21 protein-coding genes are annotated in these 24,468 nt (G+C 70.8%); 7 read left to right on the top strand and 14 right to left on the bottom strand.

The features are described 5' to 3' along the window. Positions 1-11: 11 nt before the first annotated feature. Positions 12-605, top strand: coding sequence for a flavin reductase family protein (locus A6P39_RS23845; protein ID WP_067053425.1), 594 nt, complete (start codon positions 12-14; stop codon positions 603-605). A 15-nt stretch (positions 606-620) separates the two neighbouring features. On the opposite strand, the gene A6P39_RS23840 is transcribed toward A6P39_RS23845, so the two are convergent. Next, complete coding sequence (locus A6P39_RS23840; RefSeq protein ID WP_199840972.1) at positions 621-1,931, bottom strand: MFS transporter; 1,311 nt, start codon at positions 1,929-1,931, stop codon at positions 621-623. Positions 1,932-2,002: 71 nt separating this feature from the next. On the opposite strand from A6P39_RS23840, the gene A6P39_RS23835 reads away from it, so the two are divergent. Then, positions 2,003-3,034: a GlxA family transcriptional regulator gene (locus tag A6P39_RS23835; RefSeq protein WP_067053429.1), complete on the top strand. Its 1,032-nt coding sequence runs from the start codon at positions 2,003-2,005 to the stop codon at positions 3,032-3,034. Between the two features lie 23 nt (positions 3,035-3,057). Here A6P39_RS23835 and A6P39_RS23830 read toward each other — a convergent pair whose 3' ends face one another. The 3 genes from A6P39_RS23830 to A6P39_RS23820 all read right to left on the bottom strand — a co-directional run bounded on the left by A6P39_RS23830 (position 3,058) and on the right by A6P39_RS23820 (position 6,267). Beyond that, positions 3,058-4,107 carry a Zn-dependent alcohol dehydrogenase gene (locus tag A6P39_RS23830; RefSeq protein WP_067053434.1) on the bottom strand — a complete coding sequence of 350 codons (1,050 nt, stop codon included), beginning with the start codon at positions 4,105-4,107 and terminating at the stop codon, positions 3,058-3,060. Next, positions 4,107-5,255: an acyl-CoA dehydrogenase family protein gene (locus A6P39_RS23825; protein WP_067053652.1), complete on the bottom strand. Its 1,149-nt coding sequence runs from the start codon at positions 5,253-5,255 to the stop codon at positions 4,107-4,109. Before A6P39_RS23825 ends, A6P39_RS23830 begins: the two co-directional genes overlap by 1 nt. A gap of 97 nt (positions 5,256-5,352) precedes the next feature. Then, the gene (locus A6P39_RS23820) at positions 5,353-6,267 is read right to left on the bottom strand and encodes an SDR family oxidoreductase (RefSeq protein WP_067053435.1); all 915 of its coding nucleotides are present in this window, start codon (positions 6,265-6,267) and stop codon (positions 5,353-5,355) included. 86 nt (positions 6,268-6,353) lie between these two features. Between A6P39_RS23820 and A6P39_RS23815 the strand changes: the two genes are divergently transcribed. Then, positions 6,354-7,280, top strand: a complete 927-nt coding sequence (locus A6P39_RS23815) for a cyclase family protein (protein WP_067053437.1) — start codon at positions 6,354-6,356, stop codon at positions 7,278-7,280. Positions 7,281-7,521: 241 nt separating this feature from the next. Here the strand turns inward: A6P39_RS23815 and A6P39_RS23810 are convergent, their stop codons facing one another. The 4 genes from A6P39_RS23810 to A6P39_RS23795 form a co-directional block, all read right to left on the bottom strand. Continuing rightward, positions 7,522-7,995: an ATP-binding protein gene (locus A6P39_RS23810; RefSeq protein WP_067053439.1), complete on the bottom strand. Its 474-nt coding sequence runs from the start codon at positions 7,993-7,995 to the stop codon at positions 7,522-7,524. A 565-nt stretch (positions 7,996-8,560) separates the two neighbouring features. After that, the gene (locus tag A6P39_RS23805) at positions 8,561-9,427 is read right to left on the bottom strand and encodes an acyl-CoA dehydrogenase family protein (RefSeq protein WP_067053441.1); all 867 of its coding nucleotides are present in this window, start codon (positions 9,425-9,427) and stop codon (positions 8,561-8,563) included. Between the two features lie 2 nt (positions 9,428-9,429). Next, positions 9,430-10,563, bottom strand: coding sequence for an acyl-CoA dehydrogenase (locus tag A6P39_RS23800; protein WP_067053443.1), 1,134 nt, complete (start codon positions 10,561-10,563; stop codon positions 9,430-9,432). Further along, on the bottom strand, positions 10,563-11,756 hold the full coding sequence (locus tag A6P39_RS23795) for an amidohydrolase family protein (RefSeq protein WP_067053445.1): 1,194 nt from the start codon (positions 11,754-11,756) through the stop codon (positions 10,563-10,565). Before A6P39_RS23795 ends, A6P39_RS23800 begins: the two co-directional genes overlap by 1 nt. 108 nt (positions 11,757-11,864) lie before the next feature. Between A6P39_RS23795 and A6P39_RS23790 the strand changes: the two genes are divergently transcribed. Further along, a complete protein-coding gene (locus A6P39_RS23790; RefSeq protein ID WP_067053447.1) occupies positions 11,865-13,379 on the top strand; it encodes a class I adenylate-forming enzyme family protein in 1,515 nt (504 codons plus the stop codon). Here A6P39_RS23790 and A6P39_RS23785 read toward each other — a convergent pair. The 4 genes from A6P39_RS23785 to A6P39_RS23770 all read right to left on the bottom strand — a co-directional run bounded on the left by A6P39_RS23785 (position 13,376) and on the right by A6P39_RS23770 (position 20,022). Beyond that, positions 13,376-15,733 carry a hypothetical protein gene (locus A6P39_RS23785; protein WP_067053449.1) on the bottom strand — a complete coding sequence of 786 codons (2,358 nt, stop codon included), beginning with the start codon at positions 15,731-15,733 and terminating at the stop codon, positions 13,376-13,378. The genes A6P39_RS23790 and A6P39_RS23785 overlap by 4 nt on opposite strands. Before the next feature lie 306 nt (positions 15,734-16,039). After that, on the bottom strand, positions 16,040-17,725 hold the full coding sequence (locus A6P39_RS23780; protein WP_067053452.1) for a S53 family peptidase: 1,686 nt from the start codon (positions 17,723-17,725) through the stop codon (positions 16,040-16,042). Between the two features lie 249 nt (positions 17,726-17,974). Beyond that, a complete protein-coding gene (locus A6P39_RS23775; protein WP_107304483.1) occupies positions 17,975-19,453 on the bottom strand; it encodes a zf-HC2 domain-containing protein in 1,479 nt (492 codons plus the stop codon). Then, complete coding sequence (locus A6P39_RS23770; RefSeq protein ID WP_067053453.1) at positions 19,450-20,022, bottom strand: RNA polymerase sigma factor; 573 nt, start codon at positions 20,020-20,022, stop codon at positions 19,450-19,452. The genes A6P39_RS23775 and A6P39_RS23770 overlap by 4 nt, the downstream gene beginning before the upstream one ends. A 360-nt stretch (positions 20,023-20,382) precedes the next feature. Between A6P39_RS23770 and A6P39_RS23765 the strand changes: the two genes are divergently transcribed. Continuing rightward, a complete protein-coding gene (locus A6P39_RS23765) occupies positions 20,383-20,757 on the top strand; it encodes an STAS domain-containing protein (RefSeq protein ID WP_067053455.1) in 375 nt (124 codons plus the stop codon). A 153-nt stretch (positions 20,758-20,910) separates the two neighbouring features. Further along, positions 20,911-21,423 carry an EF-hand domain-containing protein gene (locus A6P39_RS23760; protein ID WP_067053457.1) on the top strand — a complete coding sequence of 171 codons (513 nt, stop codon included), beginning with the start codon at positions 20,911-20,913 and terminating at the stop codon, positions 21,421-21,423. A gap of 26 nt (positions 21,424-21,449) precedes the next feature. Here A6P39_RS23760 and purU read toward each other — a convergent pair whose 3' ends face one another. Beyond that, positions 21,450-22,331 (bottom strand): formyltetrahydrofolate deformylase, encoded by an 882-nt coding sequence (purU, locus tag A6P39_RS23755; protein WP_067053459.1) that lies wholly within the window; start codon positions 22,329-22,331, stop codon positions 21,450-21,452. A gap of 153 nt (positions 22,332-22,484) precedes the next feature. After that, the gene (locus tag A6P39_RS23750) at positions 22,485-22,985 is read right to left on the bottom strand and encodes an SCO4402 family protein (protein ID WP_067053461.1); all 501 of its coding nucleotides are present in this window, start codon (positions 22,983-22,985) and stop codon (positions 22,485-22,487) included. A 117-nt stretch (positions 22,986-23,102) separates the two neighbouring features. Here A6P39_RS23750 and A6P39_RS23745 point away from each other — a divergent pair, with 117 nt between their 5' ends. After that, entirely contained in the window at positions 23,103-24,428 is a 1,326-nt protein-coding gene (locus tag A6P39_RS23745; protein WP_079133714.1) for an ABC transporter substrate-binding protein, read from the top strand. The last annotated feature ends 40 nt before the right edge of the window (positions 24,429-24,468 follow it).

Below are 24,468 nucleotides of genomic sequence, written 5' to 3'. Positions count from 1 at the left end.
TGGAGGACGTGATGGGACACGCAGGGGCGGCGGCAGCCGCCGTCCGGTATCTGGGGCGAAGGGCCGTGGAGCCGTTGCCGCGGCCGGAATTGCGGTGCGTCCGGGAGGACGAGCGGGCACCGGTGGAGCCGGGCGAGTTCCGCCGGGTGCTGGGCCACTTCGCGACCGGGGTCACGGTCATCACCGCCCCCGGCGCCGAGGACGAAGCGGGCCCCGCCGGCTTCGCCTGCCAGTCCTTCTCCTCCCTCTCCCTCGAACCGCCCCTGGTCTGCTTCCTGGTGGGCCGCACGTCGGCCACCTGGCCGCGGATCGCCCGGGCCGGCGTCTTCTGTGTCAACGTGCTCGGCGCAGGCCAGGCCGAGCTGTGCCGGGCCTTCGCGGTGAGCGGCGCAGCCAAGTTCGCGGGGGTGGCCTACGACGCGGCGCCCGTCTCCGGGTCGCCGCGCCTGGCCGGCACCGCCGCCTGGATCGACTGCACCGTCCACGCCGTGCACACCGGCGGCGACCACCTGATCGTCGTGGGCCGGGTGGACGCCCTGGGCGCGAGGGGCGACGGCGAGCCCCTGCTGTTCCACCGGGGGCGGTTCGCCTGGATCGGTTCCTAGGGCAGGGCGGGTGGTTCAGGCTGCCGCCGCCGGCGGGGCCAGTGCGGCCGGGCGGCGGATCACCAGGGACATCAGGGCCGCCGCGGCGCACAGGGTGCCGGCGGCGTACCAGACGAGGTCGTAGGAGCCGAAGACGTCGCGGGCGAGGCCGCCGAGGTAGGCGACCAGGGCCGCGCCGATCTGGTGGGAGGCGAGCACCCAGCCGAAGACGATGGCGCTGTCCTCACCGAACTGCTCCCGGCACAGGGCCAGGGTGGGCGGGACGGTGGCCACCCAGTCGAGGCCGTAGAAGACGATGAAGAAGAGCATCGGGGGGTGGACGGCCGGGCCCAGCAGCATCGGGAGAAAGAGCAGGGAGAGGCCGCGCAGGGCGTAGTACACCGCGAGCAGGCGGCGCGGTTCGAAGCGGTCGGTGAACCAGCCGGAGGCGATCGTGCCGGCCACGTCGAACACGCCGATGACCGCGAGCAGCGAGGCCGCCGTGGTGACCGGCATGCCGTGGTCGTGCTCGGCGGGCACGAAGTGGGTCTGGATCAGGCCGTTGGTGGAGGCGCCGCAGATCGCGAAGGTGCCGGCGAGCAGCCAGAACGTGCCGGTGCGGACCGCGGTGGACAGCACGGTGAGGGTCCGGCGGGCGGCACCGGTGACCGGCGGCGGCTTGGGCAGGAACTCCCGTGCGCCGTAGGGCTTCACACCGATGTCGGCCGGGTGGTCGCGGAGCAGGATCCAGACGAACGGGACCACCGCGAGGGCGGCCAGGGCGACCGTCACGGCGGCCGGACGCCAGCTGTGGTGCTCGACGATCCAGGACAGCACCGGCAGGAAGATCAGCTGGCCGGAGGCGGACGCGGCGGTCAGGATGCCGCTGACCAGGCCGCGCCGCTCGGTGAACCAGCGGTTGGTGACCGTCGCCGCGAAGGCGAGCGCCATCGAGCCGGAGCCGAGGCCCACCAGCAGACCCCAGCACAGCCACAGCTGCCAGGCCGCCGTCATCCACACGGTCAGGCCCGAGCCGGCCGCGATCACGGTCAGCGCGACGGCGACCACCCGGCGGATGCCGAACCGGTCCATCAGCGCGGCGGCGAAGGGGGCGGTGAGGCCGTAGAGCGCGAGGTTGATGGAGACCGCCGCGCCGATCGTGCCGCGCGACCAGCCGAACTCCTGGTGCAGCGGGTCGATGAGCAGGCCGGGCAGGGAACGGAAGGCGGCCGCGCCGATGATCGTGACGAAGGTGACGGCGGCGACGAACCAGGCGCGGTGCACACGGTGGTGCCGCGCGGGCGGGGCGGCCTGGGCGGGGGCTGCGGCTGGGCTTGTCTGAGTCACGTCATAAAGCCTCCGTTCTCCGGCCCCGCACAACGAGTGGCCCGAGGGACAGCATTCGCTAGGATCGGGCCATGGCCGATGTCGCTGAGCGATCCGGGCGTTTCCGTCCGCACCGGGTCGCCGTCCTCGCCCTGGACGGCCTCCTCCCCTTCGAACTGGGCATCCCGCACCGCATCTTCGGCCGCCCCAAGGACGAGCGGGGGCGGCACCTGTACGAGGTCGTGACCTGCTCGGTACGGCCGCCCGGACCCGTCGAGACCGACGCCGACTTCGCCGTGCACGTCCCGCACGGCCCGGAGGCACTGGCCGAGGCCGACACGGTGATCGTCCCGGCGTCGTACGAACTCGGCCCGGTCTTCGAGGAGGGCCGGCTCACCGGCGATCTGGCCGCCGCCCTCGACCGCATCCGCCCCGGCACCCGGCTCGCCTCCATCTGCACCGGCGTCTACGTCCTCGCCGCTGCCGGCCGCCTCGACGGCCGGCCGGCGACCACGCACTGGGCCGACGCCGAGCGCTTCCAGCGGATGTTCCCGCGGATCAAGGTGGACGCGGACGTGCTGTTCATCGACGACGGCGACGTGCTCACCTCGGCCGGGGTGGCCGCCGGGATCGACCTGTGCCTGCACATGGTGCGCCGCGACTTCGGCACGGCGGTCGCCAACGACGTGGCCCGGCGCACGGTCGTACCGCCGCACCGCGACGGCGGCCAGGCCCAGTACATCGAACGCCCCGTCCCCGACCCGCAGATGGCCTCCACGACCGCCGCCCGCGCCTGGGCGCTCGGCCGCCTGCAGGAGCCGATCCAACTGCGCGACATGGCCGAACAGGAGGCCATGTCGGTGCGCACCTTCACCCGCCGCTTCCGCGAGGAGGTCGGCGTCAGCCCGGGCCAGTGGCTCACCCAGCAGCGCGTCGAACGCGCCCGCCATCTCCTCGAGACCACCGGCCTGTCCGTCGACCAGGTCTCCCGCGAAGCGGGCTTCGGCACCGCCCAGTCCATGCGCCAGCACCTCCAGCAGGCCCTGGGCGTCACACCGACGACGTACCGGCGCACCTTCCGCACGGCCGTCGGCGGACCGGCCGGGGTGAACGGGACGCTCTAGGTGTGCTGGCCGAACCAGGGGGCTCAGAACGTCAGGACCGCCCGGGCCACCCGCCCCGCCTCCGCGTCCGCCCGCGCCTTCTCGAAGTCCTCCACCGGACAGGCGGCCGTCACCAACTCGTCCAGCAGCAGCCGCCCTTGGCGGTACAGCTCGGCGTACAGGGCGATGTCCCGCTGGGGGCGCGAGGAGCCGTAGCGGCAGCCCAGGACGGACTTGTCGAGGTAGAGCGAGGAGACGAGGAAGGACGCCTCGGCCGTCGCGGGGGGCACCCCGAGCAGGACCGCCTGGCCGTGCCGGTCGAGGAGGTCGATCGCCTGCCGGATCAGCTCCACCCGGCCGACGCACTCGAAGACGTGGTCGGCGCCCGTGGGCAGCAGCTCCCTCACCCCCCGCGCCGAGGTCAGGAAGTCGGTCGCGCCGAACTGCCGGGCCGCCTCCTCCTTGGCCGGGTTGGCGTCCACGGCGACGATCCTGAGCGCCCCGGCGAGCCGCGCGCCCTGCAGCACGTTCAGCCCGATCCCGCCGGTGCCGATGACGACGACGCTGTCCCCCCGGTCCACGCGGGCCCGGTTCAGCACCGCCCCCACCCCCGTGAGCACCCCGCAGCCGATCAGCGCGGCGGACTCCCAGGGGATGTCCTTCGGGATCGGCACCGCCTGTACGGCCTTGACGACCGTACGTTCCGCGAACGCCGAGTTGGAGGCGAACTGATGGACCGGTTCCGAGCCCCGTGTGAACGGCTTGCCCGGGCGCCCGATCGCCTGCCGGCACATGGTCGGCCGGCCCCGGTCGCACTCCGGGCACGTACCGCAGTTCGCGAGCGTGGACAGCGCGACGTGGTCGCCGGGCGCGACATGCGTGACCCCGGCGCCGACCGCCTCGACCACCCCGGCACCCTCGTGCCCCAGCACCACCGGCACCGGGAACGGAATGGTGCCGTCCACCACGGACAGGTCGCTGTGGCACAGCCCGGCCGCCTTGATCGCGACCAGCACCTCACCGGCGCCCGGCGCCCGCACCACCAGGTCGTCCACCACCTGGACCCGCTTGCCGTCGAACACCACTCCACGCATCACACGGCCCCCTTGGGCTCTTTGGGCAGACCGAGCACGCGCTCGGCGATGATCGTGCGCTGGACCTGGTCGGAGCCGCCGTAGAGGGTGTCGGCCCGGGAGAAGAGGAACAGGTGCTGGTCCGCGTCGAGTCCGTACGGCGCCGACGGCGACCAGTCCGCCGGCCCCACGGAGGCCGCCGCACCCCTGACGCGCACCGCCAGTTCGCCCAGCCGCTGGTGCCAGCCGGCCCAGAGCAGCTTGGCCGCACTGGGCGCGCCCGGGTCGCCGGAGCCGCCGAGCGTGCGCAGGGCGTTCCAGCGCATGGTCCGCAGCTCGGCCCACTGCCGTACGAGCCGCTCCCGCACGACCGGATCGCGCAGCGCACCCGAAGCGACGGCCGCGCGCACCACCCGCCCCAGCTCCTCGGTGAAACCGATCTGCTGGGCCAGTGTCGACACTCCCCGCTCGAACCCGAGCAGGCTCATCGCCACCCGCCAGCCCTGCCCCTCGCCCCCGACGACATGCTCCGCGCGCGCGTACGCCCCGTCGAAGAAGACCTCGTTGAAGTCGCTGGTGCCGGTCATCTGCCGGATGGGCCGGACGTCGATGCGGCCGGGCTGGTCCATGGGTACGAGCAGGAAGCTCAGCCCGTGGTGCCGGCGGGAGCCGGGCTCGGTGCGGGCGAGCACGAAACACCAGTCGGCCTCCTGCGCGAGCGAGGTCCAGATCTTCTGCCCGCTGATGCGGTACCGCTCCCCCTCCCGTACGGCGGCGGTCCGCACCCCGGCCAGGTCCGACCCGGCACCGGGCTCGCTGTACCCCTGGCACCACAGCTCCGCGCCCGCGGCGACCGGCGGCAGGAACCGCTTCTTCTGTTCCTCGGTGCCGTGCGCGACGAGGGTGGGCGCGAGCAGGTTCTCACCGATGTGCCCGGACCGCGCGGGCGCCCCCGAGCGCGCGTACTCCTCGGCCCAGACGACCTGCTGGGTGAGCGTGGCGGTGCGGTTCCCGTAGCCCGCCTCGGCCCAGCCGATCCCGATCCACCCGGCCGCGCCGAGGCTGCGTTCCCAGCCACGCCGGTCCGTCGCGCTGTCGACGTGCCCCGCCAGCCATTCCCGCGCCTCCCGGCGAAACGCGTCGTCCTCTTCACCGAACCCGAAATCCATGAAGCCCACCTGAGGTCATGCGCCCCGGAAGGGGCGCGGGGAACTGCGCGAGAAGCCACGGCGGACCCGCAGCCGCGAGACGTCAACACGCCCCGTGCTACCGGGCGTTAGGGCGGTCCCCGGCCCGTGCCGCGGACTCCATCGCCACGAGCTGGGACAGCATCGGCATCGGATCCACCCCGACGGACCCCGGCAGGAACTCCGCTATCCGCTCCGGCGTCCAGGAGCCCTCGGCGTAGGCGGAGCGCAGCTCACGCGGCTGGGCCCACACCGCGATCTTCGGCCCGGCGATCGTGTACACCTGCCCGGTGATCCCCGCTTCCGCCGCCCCGTCGGACAGCAGGTAGACCACCAGCGCGGCCACGTCCTCCGGCTCGCCGATCTCGGCCAGCTCCATGGGGACGCCCGCGGACATCCGCGTGCGGGCCACCGGTGCCACCGCGTTCGCCGTCACCCCGTACTTGTTCAGGCCCAGCGCGGCGCTCCGCACGAGCGAGATGATCCCGCCCTTCGCCGCGCTGTAGTTGGCCTGCGAGACGGAGCCCTGGTGGTTGCCGCTGGTGAAGCCGATCAGGGTGCCCGAGCGCTGCCTGCGCATGACCGCCGAGGCCGCCCGGAAGACGGTGAACGTGCCCTTGAGGTGGGTGGCGACCACCGGGTCCCACTCCTCCTCGGTCATGTTGAACAGCATGCGCTCGCGAAGGATCCCGGCCACGCACACGACCCCGTCGATGCGGCCGAACGCCGCCACCGCCGTGTCCACGACCCGCCGGCCCCCGGCCATCGTGGAGATGTCGTCGGCGACCGCGACCGCCTCGCCGCCCGCCGCCACGATCTCCTTGACGACCGCTTCGGCGACCTCGCTGGTGGGCGAGGTTCCGTCCGCGGCGACCCCGTAGTCGTTGACGACGACCTGCGCGCCCTCGGCCGCCGCCGCGAGCGCGACCGCGCGCCCGATGCCCCGTCCGGCACCGGTCACGGCGACGACCTTGCCTGCCAAGAAGTTCCCCACGTCCGGCCCCTTCCCGCGGTTTCTGACGGTCCGTTAGATTTTATGGCCCGTCGTACACACGGACACAAGCCCCGGGGAGGCACCGGATGACGCTGCCGGAGGAGTTCCACGAGATCGCGGGGCGCGTGAACAACTGGGGGCGCTGGGGGGCGGACGACGAGACCGGCACCCTGAATCTGATCACCGACGAGGTCGTACGGCAGGCCGCCGCCGAGGTCCGCACCGGCCGCCGGGTCCCGCTCGCGCTCCCCCTGCGGCAGGACGGTGTGCAGAGCGGGATGATCCCCGGCCGGGTCAACCCCCTGCACGCCATGGTGCAGATCAACCAGGAACTCTTCGGCCCCGGCACGGTGGCGTGCAGCGACGACGCCGTGACCATGGGCCTGCAGGCGGGCACCCACTGGGACGCGCTGACCCATGTCTCGCACTCCGGCAGGCTCTACAACGGCCGCCCGGCAGACACGGTCACGGCGCATGAGGGCGCCGGGTTCGCCGGCATCGACAAGGCGCGGCACATCGTCTCGCGCGGGGTGCTGCTGGACGTGGCACGCGCGCGGGGCGTCGACCGGCTGGCGGGTGGCCACGCGGTCACCCCGCAGGACCTGGACGCGGCCGAGGAACTCGCCGGGGCCACGGTCCGCTCCGGTGACGTCGTCCTCGTCCGGACCGGTCAGGTGCAGGTGTATCTCACCGGGGACAAGCACGGGTACGGCTATCCGTCGCCGGGGCTGTCGGTGCGCTGCCCGGAGTGGTTCCACGCGCGCGATGTCGCGGCGGTCGCGAACGACACGCTCACGTTTGAGATATTTCCGCCCGAGATCGACAATCTATGGCTGCCCGTGCACGCGCTGGACCTGGTGGAGATGGGGATGCTCCAGGGCCAGAACTGGAATCTCGAAGAGTTGTCCACAGCCTGTGGAGAAGAAGGGCGGTACGCCTTCCTGCTGTCGGCGACACCGGAGCCGTTCGTCGGCGCGACGGGCTCACCGGTGGCGCCGGTGGCGATCCTGTGACGGGACCGGATGGCGGCGCGCCTCCCCCACCGGCGTGCCTGCACGCCGCCATCCGGTGCGACCCACACTCGACGAGGGCCACCGTCGCCCGGGCCCTCGCCGTCCCCTCGCGGCGAATCGACGCACACCAGCGTGTTCAGCCGGTCACGCGACGTCAACGCCGGTACGGGGATTTCTTGCATACGCCCGGTTCACGGCACCCGCGCACGGATGCACCCCCGGCGCACCGCCGCACCGGGATCTACACCGCCTCGAAAGCCAGCCCCTCGTACGCGGACAGCCCGCCCCCGTACGCCAGTTCCGCGCCTTGCCGGGGCTGTGAACAGCGGTCCAGTTCGCACCAGATGCTCTTGCCGGCGCCGTCCGGGCTCCAGCCCCAGCGGTCGGCGAGGCAGTCCACGAGGGCGAGGCCCCGGCCGCCGGTGGCGTCACCGCGGGCGCAACGCGGCACGGGGGCGCGGGAGCTGGCGTCGGCCACCTCCACCCGCACCGTGGCCGAGGGGGCGGCCCCGGTCTGGGTGCCCGGCAGCGAGAGCCGCAGCACGGCCGGACGGCCCGTGTGCACCACGGCGTTGGTCACCAGCTCGGAGATGAGCAGGATCACGGTCTCGGCCAACGGTTCGTCGGCCGCTATGCCGAGCCCGGCGAGCCGCGAGCGCGCCCACCGCCTCGCCCGCCCCACCTCCGCGGGGTCGGGCCGGATCTCCAGCTGCACTTGAAGCACCTGCACCGCTCACACCATCCGAACCGGCGGACACATGACCCCGCGCCATCCGGCCGTCACGGCGGGGGCCGCGACGACGATCACGACGAGGGCCACGATCGTAGCCATTTTCTGCATGGCCAGAACAACGGCCAGAGCAGGGGTCACGGAACGTGATTCCCTTATGAGACAGCATGGTTGACGTACAGTCACGCCAACAAGCGCTTCGGGCATATTCCAGCGCGAAGGAGTACGCGTGCGGCATACTGTGCGACGCTCGTGCCGGGAAGTCGAACAGGCGGCGTCCGAAGCGGCATCCGAAACCGCGACCGCCTTGCGAGCAGCGACGCACACCGCACCGCCCGGCACCGCCCCAGGGGCATCGCCGGCCCGGCTCGCGCTCACCGCCACTCGCATCTCACACAAGGTACCGGAGCGGACCCCCGACTCCAGGCTGTTACGAGTCAAGCGAAGGACACGACCGGATATCGACGCTCCGTAATCCCGGTACGCCACGATCCGCGACATCGTGGGCCATGGCTTTTCCGGCGGCGCAGTCCAGGGCGGTGGCGGCCGGTCAGCCGGCCAGCCGCGCGGCGAGCAGTTCCTCACTCTGTGTGCCTCCGCCACCGCGCTCGGCCCGCAACCAGGCGCGTTTCAGGTGCAGGTGGACGTCTGCCTCCCAGGTGAAGCCCATGCCGCCGTGCACCTGGAGGCAGTCGCGGGCACCGCGTACGGCGGCCTCGTCGGCGAGCAGGCGGGCGGCGGCGATGTCCGCCTCGTCGGCGGTGACGGCCGCCGCGTACACCGCCGTGCGGGCGATTTCCGTCCGCACCAGGAGGTCGGCGCACAGGTGCTGGACGGCCTGGAAGCTGCCGATCGGGCGCCCGAACTGCTCACGCGTCCGGGCGTGTTGCACGGCCAGCTCGCACACGCGGTCGGCCGTGCCCAGTTGTTCGGCGGCGCTCAGGAGGTCGGCCACAGGGCCGGCGGGAGTGGCGCCGCGGACCCGGTGCAGCGGCGTCAGCGGGTCCACCGACCGCATCGCCCGCGCCCCCGTCACCTCCCCCAGCACCACGTCGGCCGCCTCCAGCCACTCCACCAACTCCCCGTCCACGCACGTCACGACCGTCTCGCCGGTGGCCGCGCCCGGTACCTTCCCGGCCGCCAGGTGCGTGGCGATCAGCGGGCCCGGCAGCAGGGCGCGGCCCGCCTCCTCGAAGAGCAGGACCGCCTCCGGCATGCCGAGGCCCACCCCGCCGTCCGGCTCCGGCAGCCTCAGCGCGAAGAAGCCCGCCTCGCCGAGGGAGCGCCACAGGCCCCGGTCGAGCCGGCCCGGTGCCTCGACGGCAGCCCGCAGGGCCTGCCGGCCGAAGCGGCGCTCCAGCAGCTCCCGCACCCCGGCCCGCAGCGCCCGTTGATCACCGGTGAGTTGGAAACGCACGCTCATCTCCCCCTGGGCAGACCGAGGACGCGCTCGGCCACGATGGTGCGCTGGATCTGCGAGGTGCCGGCGGCGATCGTGTACGACAGGGACGACAGGCGGTCCAGGACCCAGCGCCGGTCCAGGTCGAGACAGTGCGGGCCGAGGACGTCCGCCGCCGCGTCGTACAGCTCCTGGCGGGCGTGCGAGTAGCGGAGTTTGAAGACCGAGGCGCCCGTGCCCGGCACGCCCCCGCCCGCCTGCGCCGCGCTGACGTTCCACTGGGTCAGCCGCCACAGCGCCCGGAACTCCGCCTCCAGCCGGCCGAGGCGGCGGCGCAGCACGGGGTCGTCCCAGCGGCCGTTCTCCCGTGCCGCGCGGGCGAGTTCGCCCAGCACCCGGCGGCAGGCCACCACCTCGCCGACGAAGGCCGTGCCCCGCTCGAAGGACAGGGTCACCATGGTCACGCGCCAGCCGTCGTTCTCCGCCCCGACCCGGTTGGCCACCGGCACCCGGACCTCGTCGAGGAAGACCTCGGCGAACTCGGCGGACCCGGCGAGGGTGCGCAGGGGCCGTACGGTGATGCCCGGCGCGTCCATGGGCATCGCGAGCCAGGTGATGCCCCGGTGCCGGGGCGCGTCCGGGTCGGTGCGCACGAGCAGTTCGCACCAGTCGGCGACCTCGGCGTGCGAGGTCCAGATCTTGGACCCGCTCACCACGTAGTCGTCGCCGTCCCTGCGCGCGCGGGTGCGCAGCGCGGCGAGGTCGGAGCCGGCGTCCGGCTCGCTGAACCCCTGGCACCACACCTCCTCGCCACGCAGGACCGGCGGCAGCCAGCGCGCCCGCTGCTCCGCCGTGCCCTCGGCGGCGATGGTCGGGCCCGCGTGCAGCAGGCCCACGAAGTTCGCCCCCACGTACGGCGCCCCCGCGCGCTCGGTCTCCTCCAGGAAGATCAGCCGGATGGTGGGGGAGGCGTCCCAGTGGACGTCGGCGTACCCGGCGTCGTGGAGCATCCGCTGCCAGCCGAGGTCGTAGGCGCGGCGGCCGGGCCAGTCGTCGGGCGAGGGCGCGGCGGGCAGCGTGGACAGCACCTTGGCGAGCCACTCCCGCAGCCGGGCCCGGAAGTCCTCCTCCTCCGGCGTGTACGAGAGGTCCACTAGCGGTCCAGGTCCAGGCCGAGCATGCGGATGGCGTTGCCCCGCATCAGCTTGTACACCGTCTCGTCGTCCAGGCCCTTCACATGCTCGAGGGCGACCTCCTTGGTGTGCGGGAAGGTCGAGTCGACGTGCGGGTAGTCGGTCTCGAAGGTGGCGTTGTCGCGGCCGACGACGTCGATCGAGGCCACGCCGTGCCGGTCGCGGAAGAAGCAGCAGAAGATCTGCCGGTAGTAGTACGTCGACGGCGGCTCGGGAATCAGCTCCCTGACCCCGCCCCAGGCCCGGTGCTCCTCCCACACGTCGTCGGCGCGCTCCAGGGCGTACGGCACCCAGCCCATCTGCCCTTCGCTGTAGGCGAGTTTGAGCTGGGGGAACTTCACCAGGACCCCGCTGAAGAGATAGTCCATCATCGAGGCCATCGCGTTGTTGAAGCTCAGCGAGGCCTGGACGGCGGGCGGGGCGTCGGGCGACGCGGCCGGCATCTGCGAGCTGCTGCCGATGTGCATGTTGACGACCGTCCCCGTCTCCTGGCAGACCGCGAAGAACGGGTCCCAGTGACCGGAGTGGATGGAGGGCAGCCCGAGGTGGGTGGGGATCTCGGAGAACGTCACCGCCCGGACCCCGCGCGCCGCGTTGCGGCGGATCTCCGCGACCGCCAGCTCCACGTCCCACAGGGGGATCAGGCACAGCGGGATCAGCCGCCCCCCGCTGTCCCCGCACCACTCCTCCACCATCCAGTCGTTGTAGGCGCGCACGCAGGCGAGGGCGACCTCCTTGTCGTGCGCCTCGGCGAAGGTCTGCCCGCAGAAGCGGGGGAAGCTCGGGAAGCAGAGGCTGGCCTCGACGTGGTTGAGGTCCATGTCCGCGAGGCGCGCCGCGGGATCCCAGCAGCCGCGCCGCATCTGCTCCCTGGTGATGCCCTCCAGTGTCATCTCGTCCCGGTCGAAGCCGACGGCCGCGATGTTGCGCTTGTACGGGAACTTCAGGTCCTCGTAGATCCACCAGTCCGTCGGCTGCCCGGCCGGATCCATGGTGATCTGGTACTTCCCGCCGACGTAGGCGAGCTCCCCGATCCCCGCGGTCAGCGGCTTGGGTCCGCGGTCCCGGTACTTGGCCGGCAGCCAGGTCTCGAAGAGATGGGCCGGCTCGATCACATGGTCGTCGACGCTGATGATGCGGGGCAGTTCGGTCATGGTTCCCCTCGCGTTCCCCTCCGCCGGACAGGACCCGGACGGTACTTATCTGATGACCCGTCAGATAGCATGGCACCTGACGAGTCGTCAGCCAAGCAGGGGGCACACGTGAACGAGACCCCGCACTCCCTGAGTTCCGCTCGCACACTGTGGGACCTGGCCGTCCGCCGGGCCGCCGCGACCCCCGACCGCCCCCTCCTCCTCCAGGGCGAGCGGCGGCTCACCTTCGGCGGGCTGCGCGCGCGTGCCGAGCGGGTGGCGGCCGGGCTGTACGGGATGGGCGTACGCCCCGGCTCGGTGGTCGCCTGGCAGCTGCCCACCCGCATCGAGACCGTCCTGCTCTCCTTCGCGCTGGCCCGCCTGGGCGCCGTTCAGTCCCCGGTCATCCCCTTCTACCGGGACCGTGAGGTCGGCTTCGCGCTGCGCGAGTCGAAGGCGGAGTTCTTCGCGGTGCCGGGGGTGTGGCGGGGATACGACCACACGGAGCTGGCCCGGCGGCTGGCCGCGAGGGGAGTCTTCGAGGCGTACGCCGACGCGGCCCTGCCGGACGGCGACCCGTCGACGCTCCCCGCCCCGCCCGCCGAGGGCACCTCGGTCCGCTGGATCTACTGGACCTCGGGCACCACCTCCGACCCCAAGGGCGTGCTGCACACCGACCGCTCGCTGATCGCGGGCGGCTCCTGCCTGGCGCACGCGCTGCGGCTCACGGCGGCCGACGTCGGCTCGATCGCCTTCCCGTACGCCCACATAGGCGGCCCCGACTATCTGGTGATGCTCCTGCTCCACGGCCTCCCGGCGGTGCTGTTCGAGCACTTCGCGATGCCGGAGGCGCTCGCCGAGTACCGGCGGCACGGGGTGACCGTGGCCGGCGGGTCGACGGCGTTCTACTCGATGTTCCTCGCCGAGCAGCGCAAGCAGCCGGGGACGAAGGTCGTCCCGACCCTGCGGCTGCTCGCGGGCGGCGGCGCCCCGAAGCCACCGGAGCTCTATCACTGCGTCGTGCGCGAGCTGGGCGTGCAGCTCGCGCACGGGTACGGCATGACAGAGGTCCCGATGATCACCATGGGCGACCCCGAGGACACCCCGGAGAACCTGGCCACGACCGAGGGCCGGCCGCCCGCGGGCATGGAGATCCGAATCGTCGACGGCGAGGTGCGGCTGCGCGGCGAGGCCGTCTGCCGGGGCTATCTGGACCCGGCTCAGACAGCCGCCGCCTTCGACGCCGAGGGTTTCCTGCGCACCGGCGACCTGGGCCGGGTGACGGACCGCGGGCACCTGGTCCTCACGGGGCGCCTGAAGGACGTCATCATCCGCAAGGGCGAGAACATCTCCGCCAAGGAGATCGAGGACCTGCTCGCCGCGCATCCGGCGGTCGGGGAAGCGGCCGTGATCGGACTGCCGGACGCGGAGCGGGGGGAACTGGTGTGCGCCGTGGTGGAACAGGCGCCGGGCGCCGGTGAGTTGACCTTGCCGGAGGTGGTCGCGCATCTCCGTGCGGCGGGCCTGTCGGTCCACAAGCTGCCGGAACGGCTGGAGGTGGTGGAGGCGCTGCCGCGTAACGACACGCTGCGGAAGGTGCTCAAGTACAAGCTGCGGGAGCGGTTTTCACGGCCGTTGCCTTAGGGAACGAGCCTGTCGAGTTGTTGAAATGCCAGATCCAGGTCCTCCAGGGCACGTCCGTCCGTCCGGTCGAACACTCCACGGATTCTCTGCCAGACTGCCGCGTATCGCGTGCAGAGTTCGTGAATCTCGTCATCACCCAGCCGGCCACCGGACGCATCCACCCGCCCGCACATGGCCACGCTCTTATCGCTGGCCCAGGCGGGCGGGAGGGATTCCCGCTTCAATATTCGGTCGTCGAGTTCCTGCATGATGCGGTCGAACTCCCTGCGCACTTCGTCCACGCAGCTTTCGGCATCCTCGGGGTCATGCAGCTTTCGAGCAGTGCGCGGCACCTCGTCATACTCCGGCACAGCAGGAGGAAACCCGAACTTGGACAGCATCACGAGATGGTCGGCCTGTCGGACCTTCTGCAGCAGCCGTTCGCGGTCGGTCCAGGTCAGGGCCCTGCCTTGGATGACTCTGGAGAGTTCCCGCCATATGTCGCGTTCGGTTTGCAGCCAAGCGGTCAGGGCGTGGATATCGGTGGCGGACTGCATTGCCCTGAGGTGCCAGATCCCTTCCATCACCGCGGCGCAACTCTCAATAAGCCTTTGACAGTACGCAGCCATTTCGAATTCGACCGGATCGGCGAAACGTGAGAGATCCGGATCGCCGCTGGGGAAAACCTGCCGCACGAGATGACGGAATTGCTCTTCTTCGCGCAGTGGGTCCAGGTCCGGGTCTCCGGAGAGCAGCCATGAACGCTTGATCGTCAGGAATCCGCTCTCGGCACCGTGCACCGCGCTCTCAAGTTCACGGATCGCCAAAGAGGCGAACTTCGGTTTTCTACGCTCGTCAGCCGCGGCCATCGCAATGGAGTAGGTACACGCCATATTGTACCTGTCCTGCCACGGCAAAAATTCGCGATAGACCCACAACCGTGCTTGGTTCATCAGCACTTCCACATTGCCGGGGAGGGCACACCGCCCTTCCTGTACACCCGCGCGATGAAGCAGACAACGCCATCCCAGGCAGAGAGCGGGCGGGCCCAGCTTTGACCGGTCCGATCTCTTGCAGTTCTCTTTGTAATCAGCCCAGGCTCTGGCCCACTGCAACGGGGCCCACACATCCCGGTTCAGCCGTCGAGAAACCCAGGAGAGTTTCCAGTCGGTCAGCCTGGCGTTGGAGAAGTGGTATCCGATGGGATAATCCTCGGCCAGTCGGCACATCTCGTACACACATGCGGACGCGAACAGGAGGCGAACCGCTGCTTTGTTTTGGTCATCTTGGGTTCGGTCATCGAGGGCGCTTCTGACCCAGCCCTTCGCAGCCTCCGTCGTGGACTTGCCCCCTGTATCAAGCCAGGGGAAGAGGTCCGCGATCACCGGTCCGTAGCGCTCCTCAAAATCAGGCGCCAGCGCCCGCCGTATGCGATCTCGCGCATCAGCACTACGACCGGGCCGCCCGTCGCACCATTGCTCGACGGCGGTCGTACCCGAATACCCGAGGGCCACGGCGTACCGGAAGCGTGCCTGCAGTATCCCTGGCCGATGGCACATGTCCCACAGATGGAAAAGGCGCGGCAATCCCAGAGGGGAGAGCGTAAGCCTTTTGTCCTCGCTCTTGGTGCTCATCCGACCCAGGCGAATTGCACCGTAATACGTCTCCAATCCATCGAGATACGATCCCAATTTCTCTTGATAGGCGGCTGCCTGAAGGCGTAGGTACACGTTTGTCGGATCGAGTCTGACTGCCTGGTAGCAACGATCCAGGGCGTCATCGAATCTTCGCTCTTCGGCCAGTTCCTCGGCCTCGTGATAGGCGGTGAACAGGTCGACCGGCAGCTCCCGCCCGTGCCAGCCCTGCCATGGCGGTTTCTTACCGGCGCGTGTCACGGACAACAGCGCCGCAATCACGGAGTGCCCCGCCTTGTCCACCACGTCCTGCCACGTTTCCGCCCACACCGTGTCGGCTCGGCTGCCCGGGATCCCGTATGACGTGATTGTCACCGTCATTCCGAAGCGCGGCTTCTGCTCCCGCAGCCGCAGCACACCACTGACCTTGTACGCAACTTTCGGCTTCAGTCTGCTGGCGAACCGCAGAAGACTGGTGGCAAGTTTCTCAGGCTCAAGGCTGACGTCGCCGACAAGGTCGAGAAATGTCTCCCCGGATGACTGGGCCGGCAGCGCGGTGGGCGGATAGAGACTGGTTTCGGACAGCTGCTTCCGGAACTGTGCGGTGAGATCCTTCACCGCGGGAGAGGCCCCGGCCTCCACCGGGACACCGTCTTTGAGTTCCTCTACATTGATGGGGCCGGGCAGGTAGGAATTCTTGTGAATCAAAAAGCGGCGCAGCACCCAGGCGAATGCGATCACGATCGCGAGGGCAAGAAGTCGTATGCTCAATTTCGCCGGACTACCGGGTGAAACCAGCCGCGCGATACCGCCGAAGAGTCTCGCCACCCAGGGAAACTGGTACCAGTGACTGCCGTTCCAAGGCCTGTACTTCGAAGAGCCTCCCTGCCACCCGAGAAACGCCCCGAGGCCCAGAAGGGTGACGAGGAAGGCCACACGCCACCGCCGCACCCGGGGCATGGGCAGCGACGACCGGGAAACCCGTGGAGTTCTCGCCCTCGACGTCATCTCAGCCTTCCAGACCAGACTGCGTCCGGTTGGCAAGCCCTACAGACTGCCGAGTTCGTGGAGCAGCTTCTGGCCGTCCGGAGTGCCGAGACCGGTGCACGGGTCCCAGCCGGGTCCGGCGGCGTAGGAGCCGTTGCTGCCGAACGTGACGTCGCGGACGGCGTCGCGGGCGACTTTGGTGTAGAGCAGCGGGTTGAGGAATCCCACAGGTGCGCCGAGGGCCTGGTTGACGCACGCGAGCAGGGCCGACCATTGCGGGGCGGCGGCGCTGGTTCCGCCGGTCACCGCGTAGCGCTGGCCGTCCGCTCGGATGACGTAGACGCCCGTGACGGGATCGGCGTCCGCGGCGACATCGGGGACTCCGCGCCCTGACCGGTGCGGCAGGTTGACGGAGGGCGGCACGTGGGCGCCGCTCTGCCAGGGGGGAACGGGGAAGTAGCGGCTGATGCCGCCGCCCGTCGCGGAGCCCGGTCCGTCGTCCCACACGGTTTCACTCGCGATGCCGCCGTTGCCGGCCACGAGCCGGGTGCCGCCGACACCGAGCACGTAAGGGCTGGAGGCGGGGAAGTCGGCGTGAGCGCGCAAGCTGGTGCCGTCGTCCCGCGAACCGTCGTCACCGGAGGCGCAGCAGACACTGATGTTGCGCTGCGCCGCGATGTCGAACGCGTCGTTCACGTGGTTGATGGCCATGCGCGTCCAACGGCTCCCGGCGACGTCCTCGGGGTTGCCGTAACTGCAGGACACCACGGTCGGCCGGGGGTCGGTTGCGGTGGCGATCTGGCTGAACAGGTCGACCCAGCCCTGTTCGCTGAACACGCTGAAGTAGACGACGATCTTCGCCTTGGGGGCGAGTGCGCCCACGACCTGGAGGTCGAGCATGATCTCGCCCGTGCTGTCCCCGCTCTGCAGAGCCTGCTCGGAATCGTCTCCCGGCTCGTTCCCCGGACCGTGGACCACCACGTCGGTGATGTCCGGAGTGGGCTGGTGGAGGATCTGCTCGAAGTAGTGCTGCAGCGCCTCGATCCGGTAGCCGCCGGATGGCGTTCCCGGTCTCGTCTCGCCGTTGAACGCCAGAACGGCGATGCACTGTCCGGTGCCGTCGGTGTCCTTGGGGAAGTCGTAGAGCGCACCGAGCTGGGTGGGCAGGAATGTGCCTGCGGGCTGCGCGGGGGCCGCCGCCTGCGGCACGGCGAGGTCCGCGGCCCGCCGGGTCAGCAGATTCGCACCCAGGGGGCGGTTGTCCAGACCGAAGACGCCGGTGATGATCCCCTGAAGCTGTCGGGGGACGTTCACGGCGCCTTCGCGGCCGTGGTAGGTGCGGGGGCGGTTGTCCCGCCCCGTGTAGCCGTACCGGGACAGGGTCACCTGAAAGGCATCGCATATGTCGGCGGCGGTGCCGGAGAGTTGCACACTGCGGGCCGCCGGATTGACGTCGGCTGTCCGAAGGCCGTGTGCCCGGCCGAATTCGGACACCGCGTCGAGGTCGCTCTGCTGCGCGCCGTGGGCCCTGAAGACGGCCCTGTCGGAAACGGTCTGACGGTCCTTCGGAGGCGTCATGGCCAGCTGCACGGTGTCGGGCACGGGGGGTGCGGCAGGATCCCGCCGGACGTACACCGTGACGGTCATCGGCTGGTCGGGGGGAACCGGGTCCAGCGCATGGGCTCCGCGCAGAGCCACGCGGTCGCTGTCCGGGAGAGGAACGTAGTGGTCGTGACGGTCGGACATGCTTTCTCCCAAGGAAGCAAGCAGAGATTGCACCGCGCTCAGTGGCGTTTTCGCATCTCGTCAGGAAGAAGAATGAAGCAGTAATAGCGCACTTGGTATGCAGCCTCACTGCTCACCGCACGGGAGATGATTCGGGTTGCCTTCAGTTCCAGCTTGTCACCGTGTCGCCGATTGTCAAGGAACGCGAAATTGATGCAAGCTTCAATTGCGAACGCTTCAAGTACTGGGCGGCTTTGACTTCGAAAAGGCTCACATGCGGCTCAGCCCCGCCACCGCGAACAGCACGTCCTTGATCGCCTGGCGGTCGCCGACCTGACCGGCCGCCGCCTCCTGTGGCGGGATGTGACCGGCGGCCAGCCGGCAGAACTCCACGCCGTCCAGCGCCACATGGGCCACCTCGAACTCCGCCGAGCCCACCGCCGCCGGTGAGTCCAGCGGGATCAGCCACTCGCCGCCCGCCGTGCCCTCGATCTCCAGCCGGAGGCTGCGGCCGGGCGCGCCCGCCGCGACCAGGTGCGGGGTCGGGCCCGGCGCGGACCGGCCGGCGCGGCGCCGCTCGGCGAGCGCGGCCGGCAGCATCCGGGCCGCGAGGTCGATCATCTTGTTCAGATGGCGTGGCGCGGGCGGCTCGTAGGGGTAGTCCACCGCGTCCGCGATGTCCTCGGCGTGCACCCAGCACTCGAAGGCCCGGTCCAGCATCGCGTCGTGCAGCGGCAGCGCGAAGTCGCCGTACGACACGGGCAGTCCGCCCGCGTGGCTGCCGGTGAAGGACACCGTGCGCACCAGGCCGTGGCTCTGCTCCCGCCAGGGTCCGCGCACCGAGCGGGTCGGCGGGAAGCGGGAGGTCCGCCAGAACGCCTCGGTGCGACCGGCCGGGCCCGCCGCGTCCGGGTCGTCCGCCCCGGCGATCCCGGCCAGCGGATCCTCCAGGCCGAGCGCGACCGCGATCATTCCGTCCACCGACAGCAGATGAGCGATCACCCCGGCCACGGTGGTACGACGGCTCGTCGGCTCGTCGTCCTCGAACCAGTGCAGCCGGACCGGCGCATGCCACTCCGCGTCCCCGAAGTCCTGGAGCAGGGCGTCCAGCCGCGCGGCCTCGGCGTCGTACGGCGCCGCCCACGGGGGCAGCGGGATGCGCGGCGGCCGGCGCTCAAGGCAGCTCTCCAGGACGCGGGTGCGCAGCCCCGGATCCAGGTCGAGGGTCTCCGGCTGGTGCAGCAGGCCGATCGCCTCGCGCAGCCGGCGGGCCTCGTCGGCGCAGCTTCCGCACGAGCCCAGGTGGTCCTCGACGGCCGCCGTCTCCGCCGCCGAACAGGCGGCCAGCGCCCAGGCGCCGAGGAGCGACTTCAGGACGTCGTGCGGCAGATCGAGCGGCACGGGTGCGAGGTCCCCGAGGGCGGCGGGATCGGGCAGCGGCCGCCCGCTGTCCTCGGCGGAGGCGCGGGGCGTCGGTATCCGGGGCCGGTCCGGCTCGGGGTCACCGGATCCGTGCGGCGCGTCTCCCGGGCCACCGCCGTCGCCGGAGCCGTCGCCGGGGCCGTCGCCGGGGCCGTCACGGAAGCCGTCACCGGGGTGCTCCTTCTCACCCGGCCCGCCGCCCTCTCCGTACCCCGCGCGCTCCTGATGTCCCTCGCGCCCTTGGCGCCGGGTCTCCTCCTCAGGGCCCTCGTGGTCGTCGCGTTCGTCGTGTTCGTCGTGGGCCTCGAAGCGTCCCGCTCCGCTCACACCGCACCCCCGTGTCCCGGAGGCGCGCCGGCGTCGTAGGCGGTGGCGAGCAGTTGCAGGCCGAGGCGGAGCCGGCGGCGGGCCTCGTCCTCGGTGACGCCGAGGTCGGCCGCGGTCTGACGGTAGTCGCGCCGCTGGAAGTAGGCCAGCTCGAGCGCGGCGCGCAGCGGGGCGGGCATGGAGTGGACGATGAAGTCGGCGCGGGCGGCGACCGAGGCGCGGCGCACCTTGCGCTCCAGTTCCTCGGCGGCGGCGCCGGACCCGCGGGGCAGCGCGGCGGTCTCGCTGTCACGCAGCCGCTGCACGGCGAGCCGGTGGGTCACGCCGGCCACCCAGGAACGCAGCGGGCCCTGCTTGGGGTCGTAGCTCTCGGGGTGCTCCCAGACATGCGTGAAGACCTCGCGGGTGACAGTGTCGGCGGCCTTCTCGTCACCGAGGACGCGGTGGGCGAGGCTGTGCACGAGCGAGGCGAACCGGTCGTACAGCTCGCCCAGGGCGGCCGCCTCTCCGCGGGCGAGCCGCTGGTGCATCTTGCGGTCCCAGCGGGGCGGTGCGTCCTTCGTGGCCATGCGGTCCCTCCCCTCACCTGTGCTCCGGCCCTCAAGCTGTGCTCCGGCCCGTCCAGCGTGGCTGCACCGTCTTGTCGAATGTAGTCGGCACCTCTGACCGCGCACGCCCCTTTGTGTCAATGAGCGCCCCCTGAGGCGCCGCAGGTGATAGTGCCCTCTTCACATAACCTTCACACGGATCGCGCGCGACTCTGATCGAACAGGATCGATAGTGACCAAAACAAGCCCCTTGTCGATCACGTCCGGTTTGCTGCCCGACGTTTCAGGGAACGGCCGCTGGGCAGCCGCGCGGAAGCAAGCGTAGGAACTGCTTCCGTTTCCGGGCGGTTCCTGAGTTCCGGCGAGCGGAGGGGCTAGGCCGTGGCATTCAAGGTGACCGGCGTCGAGCGGGCCGGGTGGGCCGTGCTCCGGGTGTCCGGAGAACTGGACCTGATGACCTCGCCGGTACTGCGACAACGCGTGCACGACGTCGTCGCCGAGGGGCACCACAGCCTCGTCGTGGATCTCTCGGACGTGTTCTTCTGCGACTCCAGCGGGGTCGGCGTCCTCATCGCCGCCCGCCGGCTGATCCGCTCCTGCCAGGGCCGGCTGCGGCTGATACTGCCGGACCGCGGCGCGGTCGACGGCTCGCACGTCAACCGGGTGCTCGGCGCGCTCGGGGTCCGGCGCCTCTTCGACGTCTGCCCGGACGTCGACTCGGCCACGTCCGAGGACGCCGGTCCGCTCTCGGCCTGACACCCGCTGTCATCTCTGCGACAAGCCCACACGCTTGTCGCAGTATTCCCCCGGTCTTGGCACAACAGCCGGTTTCCCGCCATCTCGCGGCCACCCGCGTCGTACGCTCCGTGCGAGATCGACCCACGCACACGTAAGGCGGCCCCCACAGACATGGTCAGCACCGAGTACGAGCGCAGGATCGCCGCCCGGTTCGCCACCCTCGACCAGGACGGCAACGGCTGGATCGACCGCGAGGACTTCAGCGCGGCGGCCAAGGCACTGCTCGCCGAGTTCACCGTGCCCGCCCGCTCCGCCGAGGGGCAGGCCCTCTACGCCGGGGCGGAGGCGTTCTGGCAGGGCATGGCCGGCATCGCGGACCGCGACGGCGACCAGCGCATCACCCGCGAGGAGTTCGTCACCGGCGCGGTCAAGCGCCTGCGCGACAACCCGGGCCGCTTCGCCGAGATCGCCCGCCCCTTCCTGCACGCGGCGCTGGCGGTGGCGGACACCGACTCCGACGGCCGCATCACGGTCGCCGACACCGCGCGGGTGCTGGGAGCCCTGCACGTACCGGACGCCGTGGCCGCGACGACCGCCGCCGCCCTCGACTCGGACGGCGACGGCGTGATCGGCGAGGCGGAGATCGTCCCGGCGTTCGCGGAGTACTTCACGATCACCGAGTGACCACGGCGCCCCGGAAGGGGTGCCGGTCAGGCGAAGACGACGGTCCGCCGCCCGTTGAGCAGGATCCTGCGCTCGGCATGCCACTTCACGGCCCGCGCCAGCGCCTGGCACTCCACATCGCGCCCGATGGCGACCAGCTGGTCCGGGGTCACGCCGTGCCCGACCCGCTCGACCTCCTGCTCGATGATCGGCCCCTCGTCGAGGTCGGCGGTCACGTAGTGGGCCGTGGCACCGATCAGCTTCACGCCCCGCGCGTGCGCCTGGTGGTACGGCTTGGCGCCCTTGAAGCTCGGCAGGAAGGAGTGGTGGATGTTGATGATCCGGCCGCTGAGCTGCTTGCACAGGTCGTCCGAGAGCACCTGCATGTAGCGGGCGAGGACGACCAGTTCGACGTCCTCCTCGCGGACGATCTCCAGCAGCCTGGCCTCGCCCTCCGACTTGGTGTCCCTCGTCACCGGGATGTGGTGGAAGGGGATGTTGTAGGAGCCCACCAGCTCCTCGAACTCCGTGTGATTGGAGACCACGCCCACGATCTCCACGGGCAGCGCGCCGATCCGGGCCCGGAACAGCAGGTCGTTCAGGCAGTGCCCGAACTTGCTGACCATGAGCAGGATGCGCATCTTCGCGTCGGCCTGGTGGATCTGCCAGTCCATGTGGAAGGAGTCGCCGATCGCCGCGAAGCTCGCCCGCAGCTTCTCCAGCGTCACGGGCTCCCCGGCCGAGAAGTGGACGCGCATGAAGAACAGACCGGTGTCGTGGTCGCCGAACTGCTGGCTGTCCTCGATGTTGCAGCCGGTCATGAACAGATAGCTGGACACGGCGTGCACGATGCCCTGCTTGTCCGGGCAGGAGAGGGTGAGGACGTACTGGGCCGCCGGTGCTGCGACGGGCGCGGACTGCTCATTCATGCACTACAGGTTCCCATACGGCCGCCCCGCCGTGGGGCTTCGTCCCGCAACGCGGGACGGGCCTGCGCGGCGGGCCTGCGGGACGGACCTGCAGTGCGGCGGGCCCTGCGGGGCGGCGGGCCTGCGCGGCGGGGCGGGGCCGGTGGGGTCCGGCTAGGCGGTGCGCGTCAGGATCCGCAGGACTTCCAGCGTCTTCGGCGGCGCCTCCGGATCCTCCCCGTCGCTCACCGACATCCGTACGTGCGCGTCCCGGGCCGCCCGCACCGCCTCCGGCCAGCCCTGGTGGTCGAGGTACGCGGACACCGGCGCGTCGGGGCCGACCTGGTGCATGATCTTCAGCACCCGCAGCACGGCGGTGTCCACGAGGGCCGCCTCCTGCGAGTCCCGGAAGATCGTGCCGACGTACTTCTCGGCGGACCAGTTGTCCAGCCAGGTGTCCTCCACCAGGCGGTACACGGCATCGGTGACGTCGCCGTACCCGTCCACGCCGGCCAGCCAGACGTCCCGCTGGAACACCTGGTCGGAGAGCATGTGCAGCGCCGAGCGCACATTGCTGCGCCAGCGCCACCACGGCATGTCGCTTAGAGGCATGCCGCCCATGGTGGAGGAGCGACGGCCGCGACGGGAAGAGTTCTCCGAACCTTGCACGGTCATCGATCGTACGTTCCGCGCCACACCAGCCTCACCGGCCCCTGCAATTCACCCGTGCGTCACCTTTCGTTGACCGAGGGTCACTCCCGGGTTAGTGATGTGAGGGAAGCGTGGTCACACATGACCGGCAGGCCACGCACGCGCACCGTCCTCCACCGCTCCTTGTCCCGGCCCGTCAGAGCCACGGCTCTGTCCCTGGGTGCCGTGGGCCTCTGTGCGTCGCTCACCGCCGGATGCGGGGTCATCCCCGGTGCCACGGGGGGCTCCGGGGATGACCCGATCAAGGTCATGACCTGGGCGCCCGAGAACACGGGCGCCACCAACAAGCCCGGCATGCCCGCGATGGCCCGGGCCTACGGCAAGTGGATCAACGACCACGGCGGGATCAACGGCCGCAAGCTCGAGATCCTGACCTGCAACGACCACAACGACAACGTGGCGGCCGCCAAGTGCGCCCAGCAGGCGGCCGCCGAGAACGTCGTCGCGGTCGTCGGCTCCTACAGCCAGTTCGGCGACTCCTTCCTCGCCCCGCTGGAGAGCGCCGGCATCCCCTACATAGGCGGCTACGGCGTCACCAACGACGAGTTCACCGGCCAGATGTCCTACCCGGTCAACGGCGGCCAGCCCGTCCTGCTCGCCGGTCTCGGCCGGGCCCTCGCCACCACCTGCGGGACCGTCGCACTGGTCCGCCCCGACAACATCGCCGGCGACGAGCTGCCCCCGCTGCTGAACTCGGGCCTGAAGGCGGGCGGCCACTCGAAGGCGGACGACGAACTGGCCGCCGAGGACGCCACCTCGTACGGCGACCAGGCCGACCAGTCCCTGCGCAACGCCACCAAGGACGTCCTGCACAAGGGCTGCGTGGTGCCCGCGCTCGGGGACCGCACGGACACCTTCATGGACTCCTTCCGCCGGGCCCGCCAGGAGTACCCCGAGGTGCGCCTGGGGACCGTCCTCGGCGACGTCGACCAGACTGTGATCAACGCCACAGGCGGGGCGTCGGGCCCGTACGAGGGGTCGTACATCACCAGCTGGTACCCGCCGGCGTCCGACGCGCGCTGGAACGAGATGAAGAAGGTGATCAACGAGGAGGCCTTCGGCGACAACCGCATCGACCCCGCGGACGCCGGAGTGCAGACCACCTGGATCGCCTACACCGTGCTCAAGGCCGTCCTGGACAAGATCGGCTCCGGCGAGGTGAGCGCCGACGCCGTGCGGCGCACCCTCGACGGCGGCATCCAGATCTCCACCGGCGGCCTCACCCCGGCCCTGCGCTGGACCTACGAGGGCAAGCTCGCCTCCGTCGGCTTCCCGCGGCTGGTCAACGCCGACGTCACCCTCCAGGTCGTCCAGAACGGCGAACTGGTCGCGGCCCGCAAGGGCATCGGCGGCATCAGCGGGATCGCGGACATGACACAGACACTGGAGAACGCCGACGTGCGGTGACGCGTCGTGCGGCACCGCCGCCGGCACCGATGGGGGTGCC

Source organism: Streptomyces sp. FXJ1.172, assembly GCF_001636945.3.
In the GTDB taxonomy this organism is placed as follows: Bacteria; Actinomycetota; Actinomycetes; order Streptomycetales; family Streptomycetaceae; genus Streptomyces.
Note: the sequence above shows the minus strand (reverse complement) of the source record. Positions and strands in the feature narration are given on the sequence as shown.